The sequence below is a fragment of the Paenibacillus sp. FSL R7-0272 genome (assembly GCF_037969905.1).
GTDB lineage: Bacteria > Bacillota > Bacilli > Paenibacillales > Paenibacillaceae > Paenibacillus > Paenibacillus polysaccharolyticus.
The window spans coordinates 3,031,505-3,053,671 of sequence record NZ_CP150221.1; the positions used below are offsets into that span (position 1 = coordinate 3,031,505).

At 46.2% G+C, this 22,167-nt stretch carries 22 protein-coding genes; 20 read left to right on the forward strand and 2 right to left on the reverse strand.

Annotation, left to right across the window (positions count from 1 at the left end; translation table 11 throughout):
• Positions 1 to 203: 203 nt before the first annotated feature.
• The 10 genes from MKY23_RS13430 to MKY23_RS13475 all read left to right on the forward strand — a co-directional run bounded on the left by MKY23_RS13430 (position 204) and on the right by MKY23_RS13475 (position 10,432).
• On the forward strand, positions 204 to 956 hold the full coding sequence (locus tag MKY23_RS13430) for a FadR/GntR family transcriptional regulator (protein ID WP_339838766.1): 753 nt from the start codon (positions 204 to 206) through the stop codon (positions 954 to 956).
• On the forward strand, positions 953 to 2,164 hold the full coding sequence (locus MKY23_RS13435) for a M20 family metallopeptidase (protein WP_339838769.1): 1,212 nt from the start codon (positions 953 to 955) through the stop codon (positions 2,162 to 2,164). Before MKY23_RS13430 ends, MKY23_RS13435 begins: the two co-directional genes overlap by 4 nt.
• Entirely contained in the window at positions 2,161 to 3,732 is a 1,572-nt protein-coding gene (locus MKY23_RS13440) for an ABC transporter substrate-binding protein (protein ID WP_339838771.1), read from the forward strand. The genes MKY23_RS13435 and MKY23_RS13440 overlap by 4 nt, the downstream gene beginning before the upstream one ends.
• Before the next feature lie 105 nt (positions 3,733 to 3,837).
• Positions 3,838 to 4,755, forward strand: coding sequence for an ABC transporter permease (locus MKY23_RS13445; RefSeq protein WP_145412920.1), 918 nt, complete (start codon positions 3,838 to 3,840; stop codon positions 4,753 to 4,755).
• 15 nt (positions 4,756 to 4,770) lie between these two features.
• Positions 4,771 to 5,703, forward strand: a complete 933-nt coding sequence (locus MKY23_RS13450; RefSeq protein ID WP_090915740.1) for an ABC transporter permease — start codon at positions 4,771 to 4,773, stop codon at positions 5,701 to 5,703.
• An 18-nt stretch (positions 5,704 to 5,721) separates the two neighbouring features.
• Positions 5,722 to 7,833, forward strand: a complete 2,112-nt coding sequence (locus MKY23_RS13455) for a S9 family peptidase (protein ID WP_339838775.1) — start codon at positions 5,722 to 5,724, stop codon at positions 7,831 to 7,833.
• A gap of 202 nt (positions 7,834 to 8,035) precedes the next feature.
• Positions 8,036 to 8,398, forward strand: coding sequence for an Asp23/Gls24 family envelope stress response protein (locus tag MKY23_RS13460; protein ID WP_339838778.1), 363 nt, complete (start codon positions 8,036 to 8,038; stop codon positions 8,396 to 8,398).
• 47 nt (positions 8,399 to 8,445) lie between these two features.
• A complete protein-coding gene (locus MKY23_RS13465) occupies positions 8,446 to 9,054 on the forward strand; it encodes a GNAT family N-acetyltransferase (RefSeq protein ID WP_090915747.1) in 609 nt (202 codons plus the stop codon).
• 85 nt (positions 9,055 to 9,139) lie between these two features.
• On the forward strand, positions 9,140 to 9,745 hold the full coding sequence (locus MKY23_RS13470; RefSeq protein ID WP_090915749.1) for a pentapeptide repeat-containing protein: 606 nt from the start codon (positions 9,140 to 9,142) through the stop codon (positions 9,743 to 9,745).
• A 120-nt stretch (positions 9,746 to 9,865) separates the two neighbouring features.
• Positions 9,866 to 10,432, forward strand: a complete 567-nt coding sequence (locus tag MKY23_RS13475; protein WP_090915751.1) for a helix-turn-helix domain-containing protein — start codon at positions 9,866 to 9,868, stop codon at positions 10,430 to 10,432.
• A gap of 155 nt (positions 10,433 to 10,587) precedes the next feature.
• On the opposite strand, the gene dapA is transcribed toward MKY23_RS13475, so the two are convergent.
• The gene (gene dapA / locus MKY23_RS13480; RefSeq protein WP_090915753.1) at positions 10,588 to 11,457 is read right to left on the reverse strand and encodes a 4-hydroxy-tetrahydrodipicolinate synthase; all 870 of its coding nucleotides are present in this window, start codon (positions 11,455 to 11,457) and stop codon (positions 10,588 to 10,590) included.
• A gap of 122 nt (positions 11,458 to 11,579) precedes the next feature.
• Here dapA and MKY23_RS13485 point away from each other — a divergent pair, with 122 nt between their 5' ends.
• The 7 genes from MKY23_RS13485 to MKY23_RS13515 all read left to right on the forward strand — a co-directional run bounded on the left by MKY23_RS13485 (position 11,580) and on the right by MKY23_RS13515 (position 19,107).
• Positions 11,580 to 12,485, forward strand: a complete 906-nt coding sequence (locus MKY23_RS13485; protein ID WP_318286355.1) for a LysR family transcriptional regulator — start codon at positions 11,580 to 11,582, stop codon at positions 12,483 to 12,485.
• Between the two features lie 317 nt (positions 12,486 to 12,802).
• Positions 12,803 to 13,957, forward strand: coding sequence for a glycosyltransferase (locus MKY23_RS13490; protein ID WP_186809670.1), 1,155 nt, complete (start codon positions 12,803 to 12,805; stop codon positions 13,955 to 13,957).
• Between the two features lie 55 nt (positions 13,958 to 14,012).
• Positions 14,013 to 15,299, forward strand: a complete 1,287-nt coding sequence (locus tag MKY23_RS13495; protein ID WP_339838785.1) for an aminotransferase class III-fold pyridoxal phosphate-dependent enzyme — start codon at positions 14,013 to 14,015, stop codon at positions 15,297 to 15,299.
• Positions 15,300 to 15,343: 44 nt separating this feature from the next.
• Positions 15,344 to 16,375: an alcohol dehydrogenase catalytic domain-containing protein gene (locus MKY23_RS13500; RefSeq protein ID WP_339838788.1), complete on the forward strand. Its 1,032-nt coding sequence runs from the start codon at positions 15,344 to 15,346 to the stop codon at positions 16,373 to 16,375.
• Positions 16,376 to 16,507: 132 nt separating this feature from the next.
• Positions 16,508 to 17,752, forward strand: coding sequence for an MFS transporter (locus tag MKY23_RS13505; RefSeq protein WP_339838791.1), 1,245 nt, complete (start codon positions 16,508 to 16,510; stop codon positions 17,750 to 17,752).
• A 79-nt stretch (positions 17,753 to 17,831) separates the two neighbouring features.
• Positions 17,832 to 18,425 carry a DUF1349 domain-containing protein gene (locus tag MKY23_RS13510; protein ID WP_186812302.1) on the forward strand — a complete coding sequence of 198 codons (594 nt, stop codon included), beginning with the start codon at positions 17,832 to 17,834 and terminating at the stop codon, positions 18,423 to 18,425.
• A gap of 40 nt (positions 18,426 to 18,465) precedes the next feature.
• The gene (locus MKY23_RS13515; RefSeq protein ID WP_090915761.1) at positions 18,466 to 19,107 is read left to right on the forward strand and encodes an HAD family hydrolase; all 642 of its coding nucleotides are present in this window, start codon (positions 18,466 to 18,468) and stop codon (positions 19,105 to 19,107) included.
• Positions 19,108 to 19,111: 4 nt separating this feature from the next.
• Here MKY23_RS13515 and MKY23_RS13520 read toward each other — a convergent pair whose 3' ends face one another.
• Positions 19,112 to 19,927: an AraC family transcriptional regulator gene (locus MKY23_RS13520; protein WP_154958661.1), complete on the reverse strand. Its 816-nt coding sequence runs from the start codon at positions 19,925 to 19,927 to the stop codon at positions 19,112 to 19,114.
• 235 nt (positions 19,928 to 20,162) lie between these two features.
• Between MKY23_RS13520 and MKY23_RS13525 the strand changes: the two genes are divergently transcribed.
• The 3 genes from MKY23_RS13525 to MKY23_RS13535 are packed head-to-tail and all read left to right on the forward strand — an operon-like array spanning position 20,163 to position 22,158.
• Positions 20,163 to 21,296, forward strand: a complete 1,134-nt coding sequence (locus tag MKY23_RS13525) for an FAD-dependent oxidoreductase (protein ID WP_339838796.1) — start codon at positions 20,163 to 20,165, stop codon at positions 21,294 to 21,296.
• Positions 21,297 to 21,320: 24 nt separating this feature from the next.
• A complete protein-coding gene (locus MKY23_RS13530; protein ID WP_339838799.1) occupies positions 21,321 to 21,569 on the forward strand; it encodes a hypothetical protein in 249 nt (82 codons plus the stop codon).
• 46 nt (positions 21,570 to 21,615) lie between these two features.
• A complete protein-coding gene (locus tag MKY23_RS13535) occupies positions 21,616 to 22,158 on the forward strand; it encodes a GNAT family N-acetyltransferase (protein WP_339838801.1) in 543 nt (180 codons plus the stop codon).
• Positions 22,159 to 22,167: the final 9 nt, after the last annotated feature.

Here is a 22,167-nt window from a genome sequence, read left to right on the forward strand (position 1 = left end):
TCCATTTGATCCAGAGAGGTTCTGACCGGTGCAGAGCGTCTTTTTTCTTTATAGATAGAGTTTAATTTCGATGTGGAGAGAGTGATCTATATGGGGGATTAAAATAAATGTTGGATTTTAGCAAAAAAAGTATTGCATATCAGTTTAGTCGGATTTATATTAATGGTATAAGGTCTAGACCATATACAGATCGGAGTGATCAGATGTCTAATCCATTCTCCTTTCATTTCGAAAAAGTATCGACTAAAAAGGTTAGTGAATTTATTCGGGAACAACTGGAAGAAGCCATTATTCTAAAAGAGTTGATGAGTGAGGAGCAGCTTCCCGCTGAACGGGATTTAGCCGAGATGTTTGATGTAAGCCGTATTACGGTTCGCGAAGCGCTCTCAGCACTGGAAGATAAAGGACTGATAGAAAAAAGAGTTGGAGCAAAAGGTGGAACTTTCGTCCTGCCACTCACGACCAATTCGCATAAACGGACAAGAGAAGAGATCAAACGAGGCTGGGCTCAGATGCTCAAGGTGTTTGAGTACCGGACCATTATTGAGCCGGAGGCGGCTTTTCTGGCTGCTGAGCGGATCACCGCAGGCGAACTGGAACAGCTGTATAACTATATGGAGCAAAGTATCGAGCCGGATTGCACACGGGAATGGTTCAGGGCACTGGATGTGAAATTCCATCTAACCATAGCCAAAGCATCAGGTAATCCATACTGTGAAACAGCCGTCAGACAAATTCGAACGAAGATTAACCCGGCGCTCGATCTGATGCCTTACGATGACCGAATTCGTTCCGTAAACTACGAAGTACATATGGAGATTCTTGAAGCACTGAAGTCAAGAGACAGCGTAAGGTCACGGGATACGATGAAAAGGCATATCGAATTCTCGGCTGATGCCATCTATGCGCGCTTGGTGTCGGAATCCGAGCAACAGGAAAGGAATGAGATGCAATGAAGCAAGCTGAATTAATACAACTGGCTCAGCCGCTACAAGCGAAGTTAAGCGCCTGGCGCAGAGACCTGCACCGCCATCCGGAGATTGGTTATGAGGAGCATCGCACCTCTGCTATTGTGGCCGAACATCTGGAAAGGCTTGGAATTGAGGTTACTCGTCATGTTGGGAAGACAGGTGTAACTGGCCTGCTTCGCGGAGAAACAGCTGGCCCTACCTTTGCACTTCGAGCAGATATGGATGCATTGCCGATTGAAGATCAGAAATCAGTGGAATATCGCTCAACGGTGAAAGGCAAGGCACATCTCTGTGGGCATGACGCACACACATCGATTCTGATGGGCGCTGCTGAACTACTCACAGGGCTTGGCAGACCGAAATCCGGTAATATTAAGTTCATCTTTCAACCTGCGGAAGAAGGACTAGCCGGTGCAAGAGCCATGATTCAGGACGGCGTGCTGGAGAATCCAAAGGTGGATGCCATTGCTGGCTTGCATATGACACCCGGTCAGGATACGGGAACAGTTGGGGTGAGCCAGGGAGTTGCCTTTGCTTCGGCTGATCCGCTCGTCATCAAGATTGTGGGTCAGGGAGGTCACGCGGCTCGTCCGCATGAAGGTATTGATGCGATCGCCGTATCCGCTCAGGTGATTACTGCGCTACAAAACATCGCCAGCCGTATGGTGGACCCGCTTGAACCTGTAGTGGTCACGATTGGTAAAATCACCGGAGGTTATATGGGTACCGCTATAGCACCTGAAGTCGAGATGATTGGCACAGTCCGCACATTATCTCCTGCAGTGCGTGAACGGATGCCATCTCTGATCAAACAAGTCGTGAACGGTGTCTGCAGTTCATTCGGAGCGGCATGTGAAGTCACCTATGGTGACGGTTATCCGGTTGTTGTGAATGACCTTGGCATGGTTGATCTGCTCACAGATGTCTGTGAAGAGGTGAATGCGCAGAAGGGGTGGAGTTACATCAAACCGTCGACAGGCGGGGAAGACTTTGCTTTTTATTGCGAACATGTGCCTGGTGTGTTTTTCCGGTTAGGATCGGGAAATGAAGAGGAGCGTACACGGTATCCGCTTCATCATCCGAGATTTGATCTTGACGAAACGGTCATGCCTTACGGCGTAGGCTTGTTGTCAGCAATTGCACTTGAATTTTTGGCAAGGAATACAACTTCCAAGGGGGAAGAATCACAATGAAAAAGAGACAATGGACAGGCTTGTGGATTACTTTGCTGGCAATCGTGATGGTGTTAAGTGCTTGTGGTGGTGGAAGTAAAGGTGCAACGAACAATGCAACTTCTGAAGGGAGCGGAAGCGAAAGTGCAGCTGCCAGTAGCACGTTAACAATTGCGGCGGCAACGGATATCGAAAGCTTTGATCCACACAACAATAACAATACCGCGAGTGAAGCTGTGCTTGTGAACGTATTTGATTATTTGATCAAAAACGACAGTCAGCAGAAAAAAGTTCCTGCGCTCGCTACTTCATGGGAGCAAGTGAACGATACAACGTGGAGATTCAAGCTGCGTGAAGGTGTAACGTTCCACAATGGCGACCCGTTCACTTCCGCTGATGTGAAGTACACGCTGGAGAGAGTCGCTAAAGATAATACGCTGAAGCAAAATAGTTATTTCAAAAACATCGTTGAAGTCAAAGCGGTGGATGAGCATACGGTAGACATCATTACCGATGGTCCAGACCCATTGTTGCTCAATCGCTTGTCCAAAATGGGCGCTGGCATCCTGCCTTCCAAATATATTGCAGACAAGGGCATGGACACGTTCCTGAAAGAGCCGGTGGGTACTGGCGCATACAAGTTCAGCAAATGGACCAAAGACGACCGGATTGAGCTTGTGAAAAATGAAAACTATTTCGGCGGTGAGCCGAAGTGGAATGAAGTGGTATTCCGTGTCATCCCTGAGGCTTCCACACGTGTATCTGAATTACTTGCTGGCGGAGTTGACGTTGCGTCATCCATCCCGTCAACAGATATTGCACGTATTGAAGGCGAAGCAGACAAAAAAATTGTGAAAGCACCTATTCAGCGTGTTTTGCAACTGATCTTCCGTCAAACGGAAGGCAGCATTACAGCTGATCCAAAAGTGCGTGAAGCCATTGATCTGGCGATTGATAAACAAGGGATCGTAGACAGCATTGCCGGGGGAGCAGGAATCGTTACTCGTACATCTGTAACACCTGGAAACTTCGGAGCTGACCCGTCACTGTATAAGACATCATTGTATGATTTGGAAAAGGCAAAGCAACTGCTAAAAGAGGCAGGCTACGCTGAAGGCACGGCCGAGATGACCATCTCCGTATCTTCTCAGTACAAGGAACAAGCTGAAGTTGTTGCAGCCATGCTGGATCAGGCCGGATTCAAAATCAATCTGGACGTGCTTGAGCCGAGTGCATTCAGCGAGCGTTATAGCTCCAAATCATTTAAAGAAATTTTCATGATCGGAATCGGTAACTCCCTGTTTGACGCTTCCAACAACTATAACCGCTATATGGTGGAAGAAGCCAAAGGGGAATCAGACTACAACAATCCGGAAGTGGAGAAGTTGCTGCAATCTGCGCTTGTAAACATGAATCCTAAGTCTCGTGAGAAAGAATATCAGCAAGTACAACAGATTTTCTCAGAAGAGCGCCCTGCCGTATATTTGTATCAGATGGAAGGCGTCTATGGAACCAATGACAAAGTGAACTTTGCACCACGCAGTGATGAGATGTTCTATGCGGATGAGATTACACCTGTTGCAAAGTAACAGAGGCTAATACCACCTGTCATTGCATGAGTAAGCCGTGAACGGCAGGGACTGGATGAACAAGTTCCTGCCGTTCTTTTTTTGGAAAGAGGAGGTGAGCCGGGAGTGGGAAAATACGTATTCAAATCTTTACTGCAGGTCATTCCGGTGCTGTTTATTGTCTCATTAATTGTTTTTATTCTGGTTCGGGTCACGGGTGATCCTGTGGCTCTGATGTTGCCTGAGACCGCTACAGCAGAGGACAGGGCTGTGTTGACGCAGGCACTGGGACTCGACCAGCCTTTATACGCGCAGTATATGAAATTTCTCGGTAATGCCATTCAGGGAGATTTTGGTCAATCCTTCCGTTACGGTCAGCCTGCACTTGAGCTTGTGTTAGAGCGATTGCCTGCAAGCTTTGAACTTGCCGCGGCTGCCATGTTATTTGCAGTATTGATGGCTGTTCCGCTGGGAGTGATCTCGGCAGTGAAAAGAAATACATTTACCGATCTTCTCATTTCAGGTATTTCGGTGATTGGCAAGGCGATGCCAAACTTCTGGATGGGCATTATGCTCATTCTGTTATTCTCCGTTGTGCTGGGCGTTTTACCGGTTTCGGGTCGCGGAGGTTTATCCCATCTGATTCTGCCCGCTTTTACGCTGGGGGTGGGACTTGCTGCACAGATGACACGGCTAATCCGATCCAGCATGCTGGAGATTCTGAATCAAGATTACATTCGCACGGCACGCAGTAAAGGACTGGGACGAATGACAGTGATCGCGAAGCATGCGTTCCGTAACGGTTTAATTCCGGTTGTGACCATTATGAGTCTGCAGTTTACCAGTCTGATCGGAGGTACTTTGATTACAGAAACCGTATTTTCCTGGCCAGGCTTGGGTCAACTGTTAGTTGTGGCCGTAAATACACATGATATGGCGATTGTGCAAGCAGCCGTGTTTGTGATTGCATTCATTGTAGTGGTTGTTAATATTCTCACGGATGTGTCCTACAGACTGCTGGATCCACGTATCAAATATGACTAGAAGGGGGTGCGATCTATGAGAGACAACGATGAAACAAATGTTCTGGTTACCGAACCGGACAACAGAAGTTCGCGTACGATTGCCGGAATTCGATCCATCTGGCAACAGCTAATCATCAGCAAGACCGGATTCATCGGTGCAGTGCTTGTATTGGTTGTTGTCCTGATTGCAATAGCCGCACCTCTGCTAACGAGTCATGATCCGTCAGCGGTCAACCCGCTGAACCGTCTCAAACCGCCTGCGTGGCTCGAAGGCGGAAAGGCCGAATACTGGCTGGGAACCGACAATCTGGGCAGAGATATGTGGAGCCGTATTGTATATGGCGCACGCGTGTCTTTAATTGTAGGTATGGGCGCCGTCATTGTCTCCGGAATAATCGGAGCCGTTCTGGGTCTGATATCCGGATTCTATGGAAAGTGGCTGGATGCCATTATTATGCGTGTGGGTGATGCATTCATGGCGATACCAACGATTCTGTTCATGTTAGTAGTGATGGCTATTGTGGGTCCAGGTATGACCACGTTGATCTTTGTTATCGGTGTAACCAACTGGGTGCCATTCACCCGTGTAGTTCGTAGTGAAGTGCTTAGTATGAAAGAGCGGGATTTTGTATTTGCCGCCAGATCGATTGGTGCCAAAAATGGACGGCTGATTATCAAGCATATTTTGCCTAACGTATTGTCGTCGTTTATTGTCATCTGCGGCATGAATGTAGGCACAACAATCATCATGGAAGCTTCGCTGAGTTTTCTGGGACTTGGAATAAAACCACCGGATGTATCGTGGGGCGGCATGTTAAGTGACGGACGGCAGTATGTAGCCACGAGCTGGTGGGTTGCTACATTTCCGGGACTAGCTATTACGTTTACTGTGCTGGGTGTTATTTTTCTCGGCGATTGGTTGCGGGATGTGCTTGATCCTCGAACAGAGTCAGCTCAGAAATCATAACGGAAGGGAGTTATGGATATGAAAAAAAGCCAGATTACGCCGGAGGATCTCTATCACTACCGCTGGATTAGTCAGCCGGTGATCAGTGCAAATGGACAAGTAGCCTACGTTGAACAAACGATTGATCGGGCGAAGAACGAATATAACACACAAATTCGGGGAATTTCGCTGGATGGGACAGAAGATGTAGCGCTGACGGATGGAACGAAGGATTCCTCTCCTGCATGGTCACCAGACGGCAACAAGTTGACGTTTATTCGATCGACTCAGGCTGGAAAAGGACTTTGGTCTGTTCATACGGAATGTACAGAACCGTCCATGCTCATATCTCCTGAACGTAAAATCATGAGTTACGTCTGGTCTCCCGATGGGAAGTATATTGCGTTTACGAGTAAAGCTCAGATGAATTCAGCTCAATTATCAACCGATGAGTCGGCGAAAGACGCTAACGATGAAGCAACCCGGCAACCAGAAGCGACATTGCGGGGAAAAGTCTACGAGCGCACTACGCCGAAAGCTGAAGGATCTGGTTGGTGGGATGGTCAGTACAGCCATTTGTTTCTTTACGAGATCAAGAGTGGACTTATCAAGCAGATAACCTCCGGGTTATGGAACATCACTACCCCCGTCTGGTCACCGGACAGCCTGAAACTTGCCTTTATCTCCAAACAAGTAGAAGAAGCAGGATCAGATCCGGATTTGCTTCATCATACGGACGTGTATATGACCAGCATTGAAGCAAACTCAGGAAAAGTTGAAGAACCTTTCAAAGTTACGGATTCCAGTCTCCAGATCACCCAATTTTCTTTTACAGCCGATGGAAAACAACTAATTCTGATTGCAAGCGATCGTAAATACGGAAGTGGAAGCCATCATCAGCTGTTTACACTTCCCGTGAATCGGGGGATACCCAGGCTATTCGCACCTGAGCTAGATATGCACATCGGTAATACTGCACTGGGGGATATGAAGTCGGCAAGCGCCTCTCCTTCGCCATTCATTAGTCGTTCATCTTCTCAACCGGGAGTATATGTACTAGGCACACATCACGGTAATGTCGATGTATACCGAATTCAGTCCGATGGAAACTGCGAAATGATCACAACTGCAGGAGAAAAAGATGTTTATCAGTATACGATCTCTGCAGATGAAGAGACTTTGGTTGTAGCTGCGCTCACGGATAAGCATCCAGGAGAGTTGTACACCGTCGGCATGAAAAGCGGTAAAATGGTCAGACTCACTCATCGTAATGATGAATTTATGGGGCAACGAATGGTTAACGTACCGGCAAGAGTGGAATTCACCTCATCGGATGGTTTGCTGATTCAAGGCTGGCTAGCGATGCCTGATTTAACGAAAGATGCAGATTGGACTGAAGCTACGGGTGCAACGACCCCATCGTCCGGAATTCAGATTGAAGATGAACTGCAATCTGATCGTAAGTTACCTTTGATTTTACAGATTCATGGTGGACCTCACGCGATGTATACCGGAGCATTCAGTCATGAGATGCAGACACTTCTCGCAGAAGGTTATGCTGTATTGTGGGTTAATCCTAGAGGTAGCATAGGTTATGGCCAGGAGTTCGCCAGAGCTTGTCGCGGAGACTTCGCTGGCGGTGATTATCGGGATCTGATGGAAGCTGTGGATGACGCACTGGCAACGAATTCAATGCTGGATGTATCTCGTTTGGGTGTTGCCGGCGGTAGTTATGGCGGGGTCATGACCAACTGGATTGTCGCTCACTCAAACCGTTTCAAAGCAGCTGTGACACAACGCTGTATCTCCAACTGGTTATCCATGTACGGCACAAGCGACATCGGGATTTCTTACGTGGAGGGTGTTATTGGGGGTAATCCTGCGGAGAATGCTGCATACCTCTGGTCTCGATCGCCGCTTGCTCATGCGCACAACATCGAAACTCCGTTGCTTATCATGCACGGGGAACAGGATTACCGAACACCGGTAGCTCAGGCGGAGGAATTGTACACGACATTGAAGCGTTATGGAAAAACAACCAAGCTCATTCGTTACCCGGGTTCCAACCATTCACTGCTCAAAAGTGGAAAACCTTCTCTTCGAGTCGATAGCTTCGAACAGGTGAATGCCTGGTTTAACGAGTACCTGTAGCTCATCAAATGCAGAATGAATTCGGAAGTTAGCTTTTCAGCGAATCTTTTTATAGAATGAACACCTAATATAGAGAAGCCAAAAAACCGCAATTGATGCGGTTTTTTTTGCTTTATGCAGAAATAGTTGAATTCAGTTCTTGAATGATATATATTTTAATTAAATGATAGTATTTACTATCAAAAAAATGGAGGCGATTCATATGATGAATCAACAAACGTTAGGTCAGATCCAAATATCCGATGAAGTCATCTCCAAAATGGTCGGTAAAATAACAGGTGCTACCCGCGAAATTTCTTCCATGTCGGCTGGATTGGTTGAAAGTATTAGCAAAATATGGAGCGGCCGTAGCCAGCAGAACGGCATTGTCATTCGCAGAGTAGACAATAGCGTGGAGATTAACGTGAAAATCATCGTTCATTACGGCAGTAAAGTACACGAGGTTTGCAGAGAGTTACAGCAAAAGGTCATTGACCAGGTTGAACATCTTACTGGGATATCCATTCAAGCGGTGAATGTTTTTGTAGATGGCATGACATCCGAAGCATATCCGTCCAAATCTTAAGATCGAAGAGAAGAGAGCTTACTAAGCATACATGAGGAGTGATCACCATGAGCCAAATATCTATTTATAAAGCAAATCCGCAAACCGCCGTCGGAGGAAAACTAACGGAGATGGCGCTTGATTACATGAAATATTCATTGGCGGGTTCCAGGGAGCCCGCAGTTATAGATAAGACCTTCCAGAAGCTTTGGAAGTCCCGAAATAATCGGTTTAGTCACGAGTACGCTTACGAAGCGGTTCGGGAGGGGAAAACACTCGGCATGATCATGTGTTATCCAACGACACTGATGAATAAGCTGGCATGGCCGACGTTCTCACAGCTGTTTGACATACACAAATGGAAGCTGATTGGATACAACCTGCGTAACTGGAAGGAGTTTTATACGATGGTGACGTTAAAAGAGGCAGAGAACGATGAATATCACATCGGAATTATTGCTGCTCTACCAGAAAGCAGGGGGCTTGGGATCGGGACAGAATTGATCCGTCATGCGGAGAAACAGGCGCTTCTGCAAGGGTTTGCAAAGTCTTCCTTAACCGTCAAACAGGAGAATGCAGGTGCAATCAAGCTCTATGAACGTCTGGGGTACAACAAAGTGGGAGTGATCAGTAAACCTGCTGTATCCATGTATCGAATGTCGAAAGCACTTCACTGAATGAAGTGATCTCATATGGTATAGTAGGATGAGTTATTATTTAAATGACTACGACGTTAACACGATACCAAATGAGGTGTAATCCATGTATCAATATAAGGATCAGGAATATGAGGGCGTTCACTTTGAGGGACGGGATTTGCGTTACGGCGAGCTAATTAGCTGTGTGTTCAAGCATTGCACGTTCATGAATGCCTCCATGGAAGAAGTCGAAACAAGCCATTGCCGTTTTATTGAATGTGATTTCAAAGGGGCATCCATGAATGGTTCCATACATACGGAGTCTGCATTTGAGAATTGCCTGTTTGGGGGTGCCAACCTGTTTGCTTCCAAATTTACAGCTTGCAAGATGACGGGATCGGATTTTTCCGGTGCCCAGATGGACGGCATTACACTTGTCAAAGGAGATTGGTCTTATACCAATCTGAGATATACGCGACTTGGGAGACAAGATTTGCGAGGGATTCGTTTTTTTGAAGCGGATCTGGCTGAATCCGATTTAAGCAAAGCGGATTTGCGTGATTGTGACCTCACGAGAGTATCCATGAGTAAGGTGAAGCTACAGGGTGCGGATTTGCGGGGGGCCATTTTGGATGGCATTGATCTGAAATCTCTAGATCTGAAAGGGGTGCGAATGGATCGCGAACAGGCCGTTCTGATTGCACGCTCCTATGGAGCGAAAGTGGACTAGTTTTACCTCTGATTTGAAATGGACATCATCACTTTTGACTAATCAGAAAAAGAACCAAAGTCACGTACCTATGACCAAAATAAAAAGTAATAGTCTATTCGTTCCGAGGTGCCGTTAGAGATGAAAAATGAGAAGTTAACATTTAAGCAAAATCGAATGCTTGCCATTCTGGATGAAGCCACAAAATTACTGATCGAGAAGCCCAATGCGTCGATGAACGACATTGCTGAAGCCGCGAACATCGGAATTGCCACATTACATCGATATGTGGAGAGCCGTGAGCAACTGATGATTCACTTGGCGATGCGTGCAATTGATGTTGTTAACGAGACGTTGCAACACGTTAAGCTCGATGAGGAGCGGGTTGAACACTATATCCCGGAGCTGATTGAAGCGCTAATTCCACTTGGGGATAAGATATATTTTCTGGCTCACGATGCAACCGTCAATTATAATGCCGAGATTGAAGGGGCCGATCAGAAGCTGAGACAACCGGTGCTTCATGCCATTGGTATACTTCAAGAAAAAGGCTTTTTTCGTTCGGATGTGGACAAAACGTGGATTGTAGATGTTCTGTATTCAATTCTTTTCTTGACGTGGCAACAAGTGATCCATGGCAATATCGCCAGAAATGCTGCGCCTGCACTTGTTGTGGACACGTTCTATCACGGTTTTGTTACGAGATGAGCTGAAAAAGAAGCAGGATATCAAGCATTTTTACGTTGTTGCTTCTATGGAGTGTTAAACAAGTGCACAGCAAAAGCCGCAGATGAAACTGCGGCTTTTTATATTTCGACCTATGGCTATCTGTGGCTATGTTCTATAGAGGTGTTCCGCTTAATTTACAGTGCAATCTTTGCTTTTAATTGTTCAGATGCTGGCATGAGAGGCAGGCGCAGCTGTGCAGAAGCGATAATGCCTTGCTGTGCAAGCAGATGTTTCAGCATGGCAGGCGCAGGCTCTTCGAAGAGATTTTTAATGAACGGAAGCAACTGCGTATAGAGACGGTAGGCATCTTCTTTTTCATCAGCCACAAAACGGTTATACACTTCCAGGAAACGCTCTGGATTAATACTAGCCGATGCCATCATGCCGCCGGCTGCACCTCTCGTTAACATATCGAAGAAGAAGGTATCATCTCCACACAAAATGGGCTTCGAGCCGCAACGTACCAGTTCGGTCATAAGATCGAGGTTATTTGTGCTATCCTTAAGACCAATAACACCATCGATGTTCATAATTTTTTTCATCATATCTATGGAAACTCTAACCCCTGTACGGGCTGGGATTTCGTATACCATCACGGGTATGCCCACGCTGGCTGCCATGCGGAAGTGCTCGTAAATGCCCTCTTCCGTGGGTCTGTTATAGTATGGAGTAACGACAAGAACAGCATCGGCTCCGAGTGCGGCAGCTTTCTTTGTTCTTGCTACCGTTGAAGCGGTATCATTGGTTCCAGTTCCAACCATAATGGGTACGGAGGAGTTGATGCTGCTCAGAGTTTCCTTCGCGGCCTTCACAAGCTGTTCCACTTCATCCCATGTCACGGTAGGTGACTCTCCAGTCGTACCATTAATCACCAAGCCATGAATGCCACTGTTAGCCATAACTTTGATGTAATTTTGGAACGAAGGAAGATCAAGTTCGCGTTCTTTGGTAAAAGGTGTGATTACAGGTATATAAATACCTTGAATCTGTTGTTCGGTTAACATCGTATTACCCCCAAATGTATGTTGGAATTCCATTTCATTCACTTTACCATGGGAAAAGGTATCATAGTTAGCTATAATAGATGATAGGTGTTATCAATAATTTCGATGATGTGAGGGAATAAATGATGGATTTGAATTATTTTCAAACCTTTCGTGAGGTGGCATTGAGGCAAAGCTTTACCAAAGCAGCCGAAGAGCTTGGTTACGCGCAGTCAAGTGTGACAACCCAGATTCAAAAGCTGGAGAAAATTTATCAGGTCAAACTATTCGAACGTTTTAATAACAATAAAATCCGGCTGACTTCGGCTGGAGAAGAGCTGTTTAAGTTGTCTGGACAGCTTCTGGAGATATTTGAACATTCTCAGGAGAAGCTGACCAAACAGGGCGGCGGATCACTTACCATTGCTACGATGGACTCGCTTGCTTCTTATTATCTGCCGGTGCCCATTCAAACGACACGTAAACAATATCCCGAGCTCGGCATTCGGCTACAGACCGATCGGGAAGATCTGATTCTACAAAAAGTCAGAGAAGGGGAGGCAGACGTGGGTCTTATTCTGGCCAATGCTTCACCGGAATCCGGATTACAATGGATTACGATTCGCGAGGAACCGCTGGTACTCATCGTGAATTCAGACCATCCACTTACAGCTAAATCCGAGGTAACATTGAGTGATTTAGCCGATGAAGAATGGATCATGCCGGAGGATTCATGCAATTACAGGCAGTTGCTGGAGAAAGTGCTTAGAACCAACGCTATTCCCTACAAAGTGGGACTTGAGCTGGGAAGTCCTGAGGCCATTAAACGAAGTATTATGGCTGGTCCGGGCATCTCGCTTTTACCTCGTATGATTGCCATGGATGAGATCCAAAGACAGAAGCTTACTGTACTGCCTCTAGTTCATACTGATTTTACATTGGAAATTCAGTTAGTAATTCATGCCCGCAAATGGATATCACATGCACTGCAGCAATTCATCACGAATCTGGGTGCCAAAGAGTCCGATTGGTTGCCTGCAAAGGCATAAAGTTAAGCAATTATTGGCGTATTTAATAAATGAAGAGCAACTTCTAAAAACTCTTGATCGGTTTGTCGCATTAGATGCGAGGGGCCCCTCGAGAGTTTTTTTGATTTTTAAAGAGATTCAGATATTAATAGAGTTCAGAATTTAAGATTTAAAACTTCCAAAAAATGATATAAATTTCTATTAGATTCAAATCATTACCAAATTAAGACAAAGTTTGAGTGGAGGAGGACGACAGAGAACAAGTAGTTATATCTTGCACATATTCATAATCTTGGCCAACGGGTTCCATCAAAATTAACTTCATGAGGAGGAATTGTATGCTTTATACCATTATTGTACCGGTCAATCAGGACTATAACATTCTGAACCTGTTTACAGACTCGCTGCTTCGAACAGTCGTCCCATCAACACAAATTATTTTTATCAACGACGGATCTGGCTCTGCCGTCTTCCAGCACCTGGATAAACTCAAACAAGAGGTTGGAGAAGGTGTGACCATTGATATTCTTCAGCATGACTTTCCACTTGGCTGCGCCGTATCCATTAACAGCGCCCTGAATCTTGCTAAGGGAGAATATATCTTTTTCCTCGACTCCGACACGATATTGCAGCCCCACTGGCAAACGATGATGAAGGAGACGCTCGACACGGATATTACGATCGGTATGATCGGAGGCGTACTGTTATATCCGCAGACTGGCGGTGTGCAGCATTGTGGTATCGCCTTTGCTGACTCGATTGGACGCCATCTTTTTCTGAACGCATCCCCGGATGATATCCCGAAGGAGACATTCTCTGTGCAGCTTGTTGTATTTGCGATGTTTGGCATGAAACGGGAAGTTTATGAGACGATTGGCGGCCTGGATGAAAAGTTTTTCAACGGATATGAAGATTTTGATTATCAGATGCGCGCCAGAGAAGCGGGTTATGATACGGTTATTAACCCTAATATTCAAGCCTATCACTGGGAACGCAGCAGCGGCATTCATCGCAATTTTAACCGCAAGAACAATCTGGCACGATTTTGGAAAAAGTGGGGAAGTCAGATCGAAGCCGATGTATGGCCCTTCGTATTCAGTCATCTCAAGGAGCAATTGCATCATCAACGCGAATACGAGCATCTGCCAATGATCGGTATCGATCTTGCCGAGGTTCGAAGTGATGCGGACACGTTCTGGAGCAAGCTTGACGAGGCAGGTATCGCGCCCCTTGCCGACGTGCGAGACTACTCCAACCGCTTTAACTCGAATGGAGCCATATGGCTACCCCAAGTATTAGGCAAGGAGTTAATTCATAGCGAAAATCGGTTGCTGTTTCTGGTGGACAACTTCACCCGATTGTTGGAGAACCGCTATTGGATCGAAATGAGGCATGCCCATAGAGCCAAGGATCTAATTATTGACCTCTACGGTAACGTGATTACGATGGATCGCATCTATGATGGATGTTGGCCGGGCACGAAAGTGCGATGACTTAATCATTCAGGTTGTGATACACCACTATTAAGCCTTAGGGAGGTACTTCAAAGTGAGCGATGAAAAAATCACGCTGGATCGTGCCGCAAGATTTACTCAAAATCTGGAGTGGCTGGAGAAGGTTGAAAAAGTTATTCCGAGCGGGTGCAGTACACTAGCCAAAGCGCCAGAACGCTTATTTCCGGGACATACCCCGGTCTGCTGTGCGGAAGCATATCATTCCCGATTCACAGATATTGACGGTAATGAATGGCTGGATTGTGAGATGGCCATGGGCACGGTTCCTTGGGGGCATGCCAGACGAGAAATTCAGCTTACGGTCATTCATCAGTTGAAAAAAGGGACAGGCTTTTCACTTCCAGCGGATATTGAACTGGAGTGTGCCGAGTTAATTCTGGAGCGGTTCGAGGGACGTTATCCGTCCCTGCGCTTCACCAAGAGCGGTGCAGACGCAGTAAGTGGAGCGGTGCGGCTGGCCCGTGCGGGAAGTGGTAAAAGCAAGGTCATTGCAACAGCTTACCACGGGTGGCATGACTGGTCCGCATATGGTTATTACGGCAGCCAGACCAAAGAACGCGGCATTCCGGTGGATATTGAGCGTTCCACGATTTGGGTGAATAAGCCTTCCTATACTAACATTCGGGGACACACTTCATCTATGGATGATATCGCTTGTATTGTCTTGTGCCCCAACGAGTGGAATAAAGAAGAACTGGAGAAGGTAGTGAATTTATGCCGCTCTCTGGACATCATTATTATCTTCGACGAGGTTACTTCGGGAATACGAATGGGCAAACAGGCGACTGCAGGAGAGTATGACATCTGGCCGGACTTGCTCTGCATTTCCAAGGGCATGGCCAACGGACTTCCGCTTGCAGCAGTAATGGGGCCAGAGCATCTCATGTCCCTTGCAGGACAGGTGCGATTTAGCAATGCGCATTCCAGCGAGACAACAGCACTTGCGGCGGCTATTGCTTGCGAAAGGTTAATTAAAAATTCAAAAGTTTGGCCTACTTGGCGTGAACCCGCTACGCGGATCATGAAACGACTGGAATCGGAACTTGTGCTGCTTGGTCTCACGGAACAATTAGCCTTAAAGGGAACCTACGCGAGCTTTTACATTCAGTCCCTAGATGAGCAAAATTTTCAGACGGACCCGTTCCGCGAATTTATGGTGAAGAAGATGGCTCATTACGGCATTTTCACCAAAGGTTACTTTATTTTCTCGGATACGCATACGCGGGAGGAATTGATTTGGGTGGAGGATGCACTGCTTCAGATCTTGTCGGACTGGAAAGAAATGCAGAAGCTTGAACATCTGAAATATGCCAATCTGTAAGGAAAGTAACACGAAAATTTATGATATGACCAGGAGGATATCTCATGAAAGCACTCGTATATCAAGATTTGAAACAGGTGGAGCTACAAGAGATTGAGGAGCCCAGCATTCAAAGACCGAATCAGGTCAAAGTGAAAATCTATGGATCAGGGATCTGTGGAACAGATTTGAACATTGTTAAAGGTAAAGTCCCAGCAAACAAAGGAACCGTTATCGGTCACGAGGGTGTAGGGACTGTGGTCGAGGTGGGAGATGAAGTACGGGGTATTCGCGTAGGAGATCGGGTTCTCGTGGACCCGACGCAATCTTGCGGACACTGCTCGTATTGCCGCGAAGGCTTGTTCATTTACTGTGAAAATTTCGATGACTACCAAGTAGGAATGACCACACACGGAACGTTTGCCGAATACTTTGTGGGAGATGAAAAATACATCTATCCGATTCCCGATTCCATGAGCTGGGAAGCGGCCATGATGATTGAACCTCTGGGTTGTGTGTTGCAAACATTCATGAAAGCAGGCGTGAAGCCGAGTGACTCTGTACTCGTGCTGGGGTCAGGCGCCATTGGTTCGCTGTGCCAGCTGGTGAGCAAACGACTGGCAAGACTTACGGTGGGAACTGAGATTGATCCTTATCGCAAACAATTCGCAGAAGGGATCGCTGATTATGTCTACTATCCGCAGGATCTAACACTGGACAAAGTATATGAGATCAACAATAACAAAAAGTTTGATATCGTTGTCGATGCTGTAGGGAATCAGCTTCATGTCGGGTTTGAGATGATTGCTAAAGGCGGCCGGATCATTCCGATGGGGTATGACGACAGTTACGAAGTAACTTTTAAATCAACCCATGTCATTAACGATGGACTCAGTATTATTGGTGCGGTAGCTGTACACTCCATGATCAGCACGGCGTTGAAATTCGCGCAAAGCATTCCTGAGCTAGAGCAGATGGTAACAGCCAAAGAATTTTTGACGGACTATGAGCAGGCTTTCAATGGCACCATCGGTTATGACCTGCGAAGCGGGGAGAAGTTGCCGATGAATTCGGTGAAGACCGCATTGATTCTGTAATAATGTAGACATTGTGGGGTTCTCCGCTGTGACCAGTGAGGTATAGGGCGTTAAGCACAAGTGAGATGTGTTCTCAATTGGATCTTGCAGATTACAGCGGAGCGATCCGCAGAGAGAAAGAAGGGATATGGAGTGAAACTGCTTCGGGATTTGCCGAGAAATCCGCGGTATTCTATTTTACTTGAGCCGGTGTGGGCCATTCCGGGAACGATTGTTTTGTTTTACGCTCCTTTGTATATGAAAGAGGCCGGTTTGTCCGACATTGAGATAGGCATCATTAATTCGGTGAATCTGTATTTTGCCTTCATTTTTCAACTATTTGCAGGGTCAGTGACTAATAAGCTGGGACGTAAACGAACGACACTGATCTTTGATTTACTCGCCTGGAGTGTACCCATGTTCATCTGGGCATTTTCACAAAATTTCTGGCTGTTTCTCATGGCTTATTTGCTCAATGCGACATCAAAGTTTGTCACGGTGTCTTTCAATTGTCTGATCATTGAAGACGTAGAAGAACATAAACGATCCAAGGTGTTCGCCATGCTGAACATGATTATTACCGGAGCGGGAGTGCTTACACCGATTGCGGGAGTTGTAATTGCAGACTTTGGCATCGCGCCTACGCTAGCAAGCATTTATTTTGTGGGCGGGCTGTTGATGACAGCGATGTTTTTTATTCGTAATCGCTACACGGAAGAGACTGAGGTTGGCAAGGAATTGATGGGCATACACAGCAAAACGCATGTATTTCGCAGCCTCGTCACCAGCCTTCGTCTGTTTGGAAGGTCGTTCTATAAGCGCAGGTTATTTCCGATTATTTTAATTACGGTATTGTCCAATCTGGTTCTACAGTTAAACTTCTTTCAGGTCATCTATTTTAAAGAGCAGTTAAGCTTTGGTGATCGAGTGATCTCGTTTGTTCCGGTCGTGACAGCGGTTACCGTCATGCTGCTCTATCTTGTTATTCTTCCGCGCTTGAAGCAGAGATCGGAAGAGAAGTATGTTAGCTTCTCCATTGTGCTCAGTACCGCGGGTGCTGTGTTATTTCTTCTGATTCCGGCCGGTAATATAGCGATGCTGTTTCTTACCCTTATTGTACTTGCTGCCGGGAACTTCATTCTGCAAACGTACCGTGATTCATTACTGATGAACCGACTGGGCACGCATGAGAAGGCGGATATGTTCTCGGCTGTACAGACGGTTATGACGTTAACAGCAATACCTTCCGGGTATCTAACCGGGTTGCTGTATCATTATCATCCGGTCCTTCTGTTCGGCGTTATTCTTGCACTGTATATTTTCTTGATGATTATTATGTTGTTTTTACATGATCCACCGCAACGCCCCCAAGTGATGGAATCTTACAAAAATATGTAGAAGAAGGGCTTTTCTGTATGTTGCCGAATATATAAAACGGTAAAATACAGTTATTAGCACAATCCTTGGGAGGTTTTGAATGATGAATGTAATGACAACGGAAGCAAGGGAGAAAATGAGCTGGATCAATGAGCCGCACAACTGGTCATATACGGATCAAGGTGGACTGATCATAGAGGCGCAAGCCGACTCGGATTTTTTCCAAGACCCGGCAGGCAAACATATTCGAGCGACCGCTCCATTCTTGTCGATGCCCGTCGCTGGTGATTTCGAAATGACTGCACAGCTGACGGTAGAGATGAAGCATCAGTATGATTCCGGATGTTTGATGGTGATGGTCGACGAACGTAACTGGTGCAAACTGTGTTTTGAATATGATGGTAAGGCCGCAACGATCGTATCTGTTGTTACACGCGATGGTTCATCCGATGATTGTAACTCGACAGAGGTGCCTGTGTCAGATCCTTACCTGCGTATACGAAAAGTGGAGGGATGTCTGTCCTTCTTTTACTCTCCCGATGGGGAAGAATGGAAGTTAATTCGATACTTTGGCATGCCGATGGATGGAGAGCTTCGAGCTGGAGTTGTTGCTCAGTCACCGACCGGCACGGGTTGCACTTGTCACTTTTTATCCGTAAGCATGACCCAGCCGGATTTGACTGCACGCTTCTGATCCGTTTCTCCAGCGATGGCTGAGAGAGAGGAATAGAACAATGGTACAGAAGTTAAAAGCATTTATATTTGATTTTGACGGCCTGATTGTCGATACAGAAACGCCTTGGTATTATGCTTTTCGTGATATTTATGAAGAGCATGGTGTGGAGCTGGGACTTGAGCTTTGGTCTAAAAACGTAGGCACCTCCTTCGAGGAATTTCATCCGTATCGATATCTGGAGCAGATGTTGCAAAAAGAGATCAATCATGAGCAAGTCCGCTTGCTCTCTGAACAGAAGTACGAAGCATATTTGGGACAAGCAGGCATACTCCCGGGCGTACTTGAATTGCTGGACGCTGCTCGGGAGAAGGGAATTCGGCTTGCGGTTGCTTCGAGCTCCACTCGTGATTGGGTACACGGGTACTTGCAAAAGCTTGGGTTGTTTGATTATTTTGAAGTCATTCATACTTCGGATGATGTGAAACGGGTGAAACCTGACCCGGAGCTGTACCTGCTGACGCTGCAGAAACTTGGTGTGGAGGCAGATGAAGCGATTGTTTTTGAGGATTCTCCCAATGGACTAAAGGCAGCAAATGCCGCAGGTATCCGTTGTTATATCGTGCCGAACGAGGTAACACGCGGTTTGGAATTCACCATGCATGAACGGCGGTTATCCTCGCTGGCTGAGATGAAGATATGATTTTTTATCTCTGAAACTTTTTGCGCAGTTCAATGGGTGAGATGCCTTCATATTTTTTGAACACGGAACCGAAATAACTGGCACTGTTAAAACCGACGGCTTTTGCAATCTCATGTGCGGTGATATCCTCTTGCTGCACAAGCATCTCCTTTGCCTTAAGCAAGCGATAGCGAACCAGGTAATCGAGTGGAGTCATATGGAACTCTTTTTTAAAGATGCGGTTCAGATGTTGCTCGGTCACATTCATCTGATCCGCGAGTAGGGAGAGGGAGAGATCTTGTTGATAGTTTTCTTTGATAAAAGCAACAAGCTCTGTCAGACGCAGCCGAGCCTCAGAGCGCTCAACCTTGCTGTAGCGTTCACTCTCAATGGTTAAACGAACCAAAAGAGTATAGAGCAGTGTAGAACCATGCCAGATATAATCCTTGTGACGGGACTGTAGCGCCAGTGTGATCTCACGTAACAGGAGGCCAAGTATGCCTTCCGGTTTGAAGGCGCGCAGTTCCCCGATCTGCAAGGAGTGCAGGAAACGCGGCAAAATGTAGCCATTAAACGACAAACAATCAAACTGTAATGAGTTACTTGAATTGTTATAACGGTAGGGAACTTCAGGAAACATGATAAGCGCTGTTCCTTTCCGAACAGAAAGCTCGAGATTTTTGGCAGCGATTCTCCCTGTTCCGCCGATGCATTGTACAATGGTGTAATCCCGTGAATGGTCGCTCCAATCCATTAATTCATTAACGGTTAACCGGTTTTGCCCAGTAATCATGAGAGGCATATCGGGCACTAGCAGATTTCCCATGTTAGGTTTCAGCATCGTTGAATAATTCCTCTTTTCGTTAAAAGGTCTTGTGCAGGTAGCATGATTAGAGCATGAAAGAAACCTGAAAAGAATTATATTACATAAATGGAATTATTTTAAATGTGTCGACATCTTAGCTTTGTATTTTACCGAAAACGGTATCCGCGGTATCCAGGTGCCACAGCTTGCCAACAGAATGTCAAAAAGGGTACGCTATATAGATGAATGGACGAAGGAAAGGAATACTCGTATGAAAAAAGTCATCGTAGTCGGAGCGGGCATATTAGGAGCATCAACAGCCTATCATTTAGCAAAATCAGGAGCAGAAGTGCTTCTTATCGATCGGAAAGATGCAGGGCAGGCCACGGATGCGGCTGCTGGTATCATCTGTCCTTGGTTGTCTCAGCGTCGGAATCAGGATTGGTATCAGCTAGCCAAGGCAGGTGCTCGTTATTACCCTGAGCTTATAACTGAATTAGAACGTACCGGGGAAACCGAGACGGGGTATGCACAGACAGGCGCACTCAGCATACATACGGATCAGGAGAAGATTAACAAAATGGCGGAGCGTGCCAAGTTGCGCAGAGAAGATGCGCCTGAGATTGGTACAATCACATGTCTGGATGAAAATGAAACCCGTGAACGGTTCCCTTTACTTGGGGAAGGTTATTCATCTGTACACATCAGCGGTGCTGCGCGTGTGGATGGAAGAGCGCTGCGTGATGCATTGATCCGCTCTGCACAGCGGCACGGCGCTCGTCTGATTGAGGGAGAAGCCAGAGTACTCTATGAGGATGAGCAAGTAACTGGCGTTGAAGTGCAATCGAAGCATTATGTCGCGGATCGGGTGGTTGTGTGTGCAGGTGCGTGGGCGAATGAGTTAATGAGACCACTGGGGATTCATTTTAACGTCCATTATCAGAAGGGTCAGATTGTGCATTTGCGTACTTCTAATCAGCAAAATACAGAAGATTGGCCTGTTATCATGCCGCCTACTGATCAGTATTTACTTGCGTTTGCAGAACAGAAAATAGTTATTGGCGCCACACATGAAAATGATGTTCACGGTTACGATACACGAATTACTGCCGGAGGCATGCAAGAAGTGTTGAACAAGGGACTAGAACTGGCACCTGAGCTTGCAGACAGCACACTTGATGAGGTTCGTGTCGGGTTTCGCCCATTTACCCCAGGATTTTTACCCGTTATGGGACATGTCCCGGGATGGTCAGGTCTGATTACAGCTAATGGATTGGGTGCTTCTGGTCTAACCATGGGGCCTTATATTGGTAGTCAGCTTGCCAAATTGGCTTTAGACTTGGCACCGGATATCAACATGGACGCGTATGATGTAAGTAAAGCGATCGAGTCGAAGGCAGAATAACATACGCATGAATGAGGTGAGCAAATGACGTATTCACAGCGTTTATCAGGCGGAGCCAGCCTGTCGGAAGTATTGTATCTGGAACAGCAGATTGATCAATTCAAAGAAGAACGCGTCGTAGCTGTTGAAAAACTGAAGCAGTATGAACAAGTCGCAGAGAACGTGCAGATTAAGGATTTACAGAAAAAGATTGCTGACGCGAAAGAACATGTCAATATGCTGTCAACTCGGCTCGAAGAGCTGGAGAACACATTGGATGAACTAGTAGATTAGGTTGTTTTCAGATGACTTTAACTGAACTTCTAAGGAGTAACTTGAGATGAAATATGAGGCGGAACGAATTTATATCAGAGCTTGGACGTTAGAAGATGCTACGTTGCTTCAGGAGTTTCAAATGGGCAATAGAGAAGATATAGAGAGGACTTCTTCTGGTCATCGAGATGAGGCATTTTATAGTCTGGAGGGACAGACCCGTCTGATTGAGAAATGGCTTGCGCTAAGAAAAGAAGGAACAAGACATTCTTTTGGCATTTTTCTTAAAGATACCGATGAACTGGTGGGCGAAATTTCATTATTTCGAATTGAACTGAACGGTGCAGATAAATGGGTGATAGGTTACGCAACCGATCGGCAACATCACGGTAAAGGGTATATGAGCGAGGCGTTGAAACGTGTGCTTCAATATGCCAAACATGAGATGAGCATTACGCATGTTGAAGCTGGTGCTGTTCCAGACAACATCGGCTCCATTCGTGTGCTTTTGAAAGCAGGCTTCCAGGAAAGTGGCACACACGATGTACCTATTCAAGGAGTGATGAAAAAACATACGATGTTCACGATATCTCTGACGGATGTGGAATAAGCAAAGAGG

Bases quoted from the DNA above. Each gene is read 5' to 3' on its own strand.
- MKY23_RS13450 (WP_090915740.1), top strand. From the start codon at position 4,771: ATGAGAGACAACGATGAAACAAATGTTCTGGTTACCGAACCGGACAAC.
- MKY23_RS13520 (WP_154958661.1), bottom strand. From the start codon at position 19,927: ATGCTGAAACCTAACATGGGAAATCTGCTAGTGCCCGATATGCCTCTC.
- MKY23_RS13530 (WP_339838799.1), top strand. From the start codon at position 21,321: ATGACGTATTCACAGCGTTTATCAGGCGGAGCCAGCCTGTCGGAAGTA.
- MKY23_RS13475 (WP_090915751.1), top strand. From the start codon at position 9,866: ATGAAAAATGAGAAGTTAACATTTAAGCAAAATCGAATGCTTGCCATT.
- MKY23_RS13470 (WP_090915749.1), top strand. From the start codon at position 9,140: ATGTATCAATATAAGGATCAGGAATATGAGGGCGTTCACTTTGAGGGA.
- dapA (WP_090915753.1), bottom strand. From the start codon at position 11,457: ATGTTAACCGAACAACAGATTCAAGGTATTTATATACCTGTAATCACA.
- MKY23_RS13525 (WP_339838796.1), top strand. From the start codon at position 20,163: ATGAAAAAAGTCATCGTAGTCGGAGCGGGCATATTAGGAGCATCAACA.
- MKY23_RS13515 (WP_090915761.1), top strand. From the start codon at position 18,466: ATGGTACAGAAGTTAAAAGCATTTATATTTGATTTTGACGGCCTGATT.
- MKY23_RS13435 (WP_339838769.1), top strand. From the start codon at position 953: ATGAAGCAAGCTGAATTAATACAACTGGCTCAGCCGCTACAAGCGAAG.
- MKY23_RS13500 (WP_339838788.1), top strand. From the start codon at position 15,344: ATGAAAGCACTCGTATATCAAGATTTGAAACAGGTGGAGCTACAAGAG.
- MKY23_RS13440 (WP_339838771.1), top strand. From the start codon at position 2,161: ATGAAAAAGAGACAATGGACAGGCTTGTGGATTACTTTGCTGGCAATC.
- MKY23_RS13490 (WP_186809670.1), top strand. From the start codon at position 12,803: ATGCTTTATACCATTATTGTACCGGTCAATCAGGACTATAACATTCTG.
- MKY23_RS13455 (WP_339838775.1), top strand. From the start codon at position 5,722: ATGAAAAAAAGCCAGATTACGCCGGAGGATCTCTATCACTACCGCTGG.
- MKY23_RS13485 (WP_318286355.1), top strand. From the start codon at position 11,580: ATGATGGATTTGAATTATTTTCAAACCTTTCGTGAGGTGGCATTGAGG.
- MKY23_RS13465 (WP_090915747.1), top strand. From the start codon at position 8,446: ATGAGCCAAATATCTATTTATAAAGCAAATCCGCAAACCGCCGTCGGA.
- MKY23_RS13460 (WP_339838778.1), top strand. From the start codon at position 8,036: ATGATGAATCAACAAACGTTAGGTCAGATCCAAATATCCGATGAAGTC.
- MKY23_RS13535 (WP_339838801.1), top strand. From the start codon at position 21,616: ATGAAATATGAGGCGGAACGAATTTATATCAGAGCTTGGACGTTAGAA.
- MKY23_RS13430 (WP_339838766.1), top strand. From the start codon at position 204: ATGTCTAATCCATTCTCCTTTCATTTCGAAAAAGTATCGACTAAAAAG.
- MKY23_RS13510 (WP_186812302.1), top strand. From the start codon at position 17,832: ATGATGAATGTAATGACAACGGAAGCAAGGGAGAAAATGAGCTGGATC.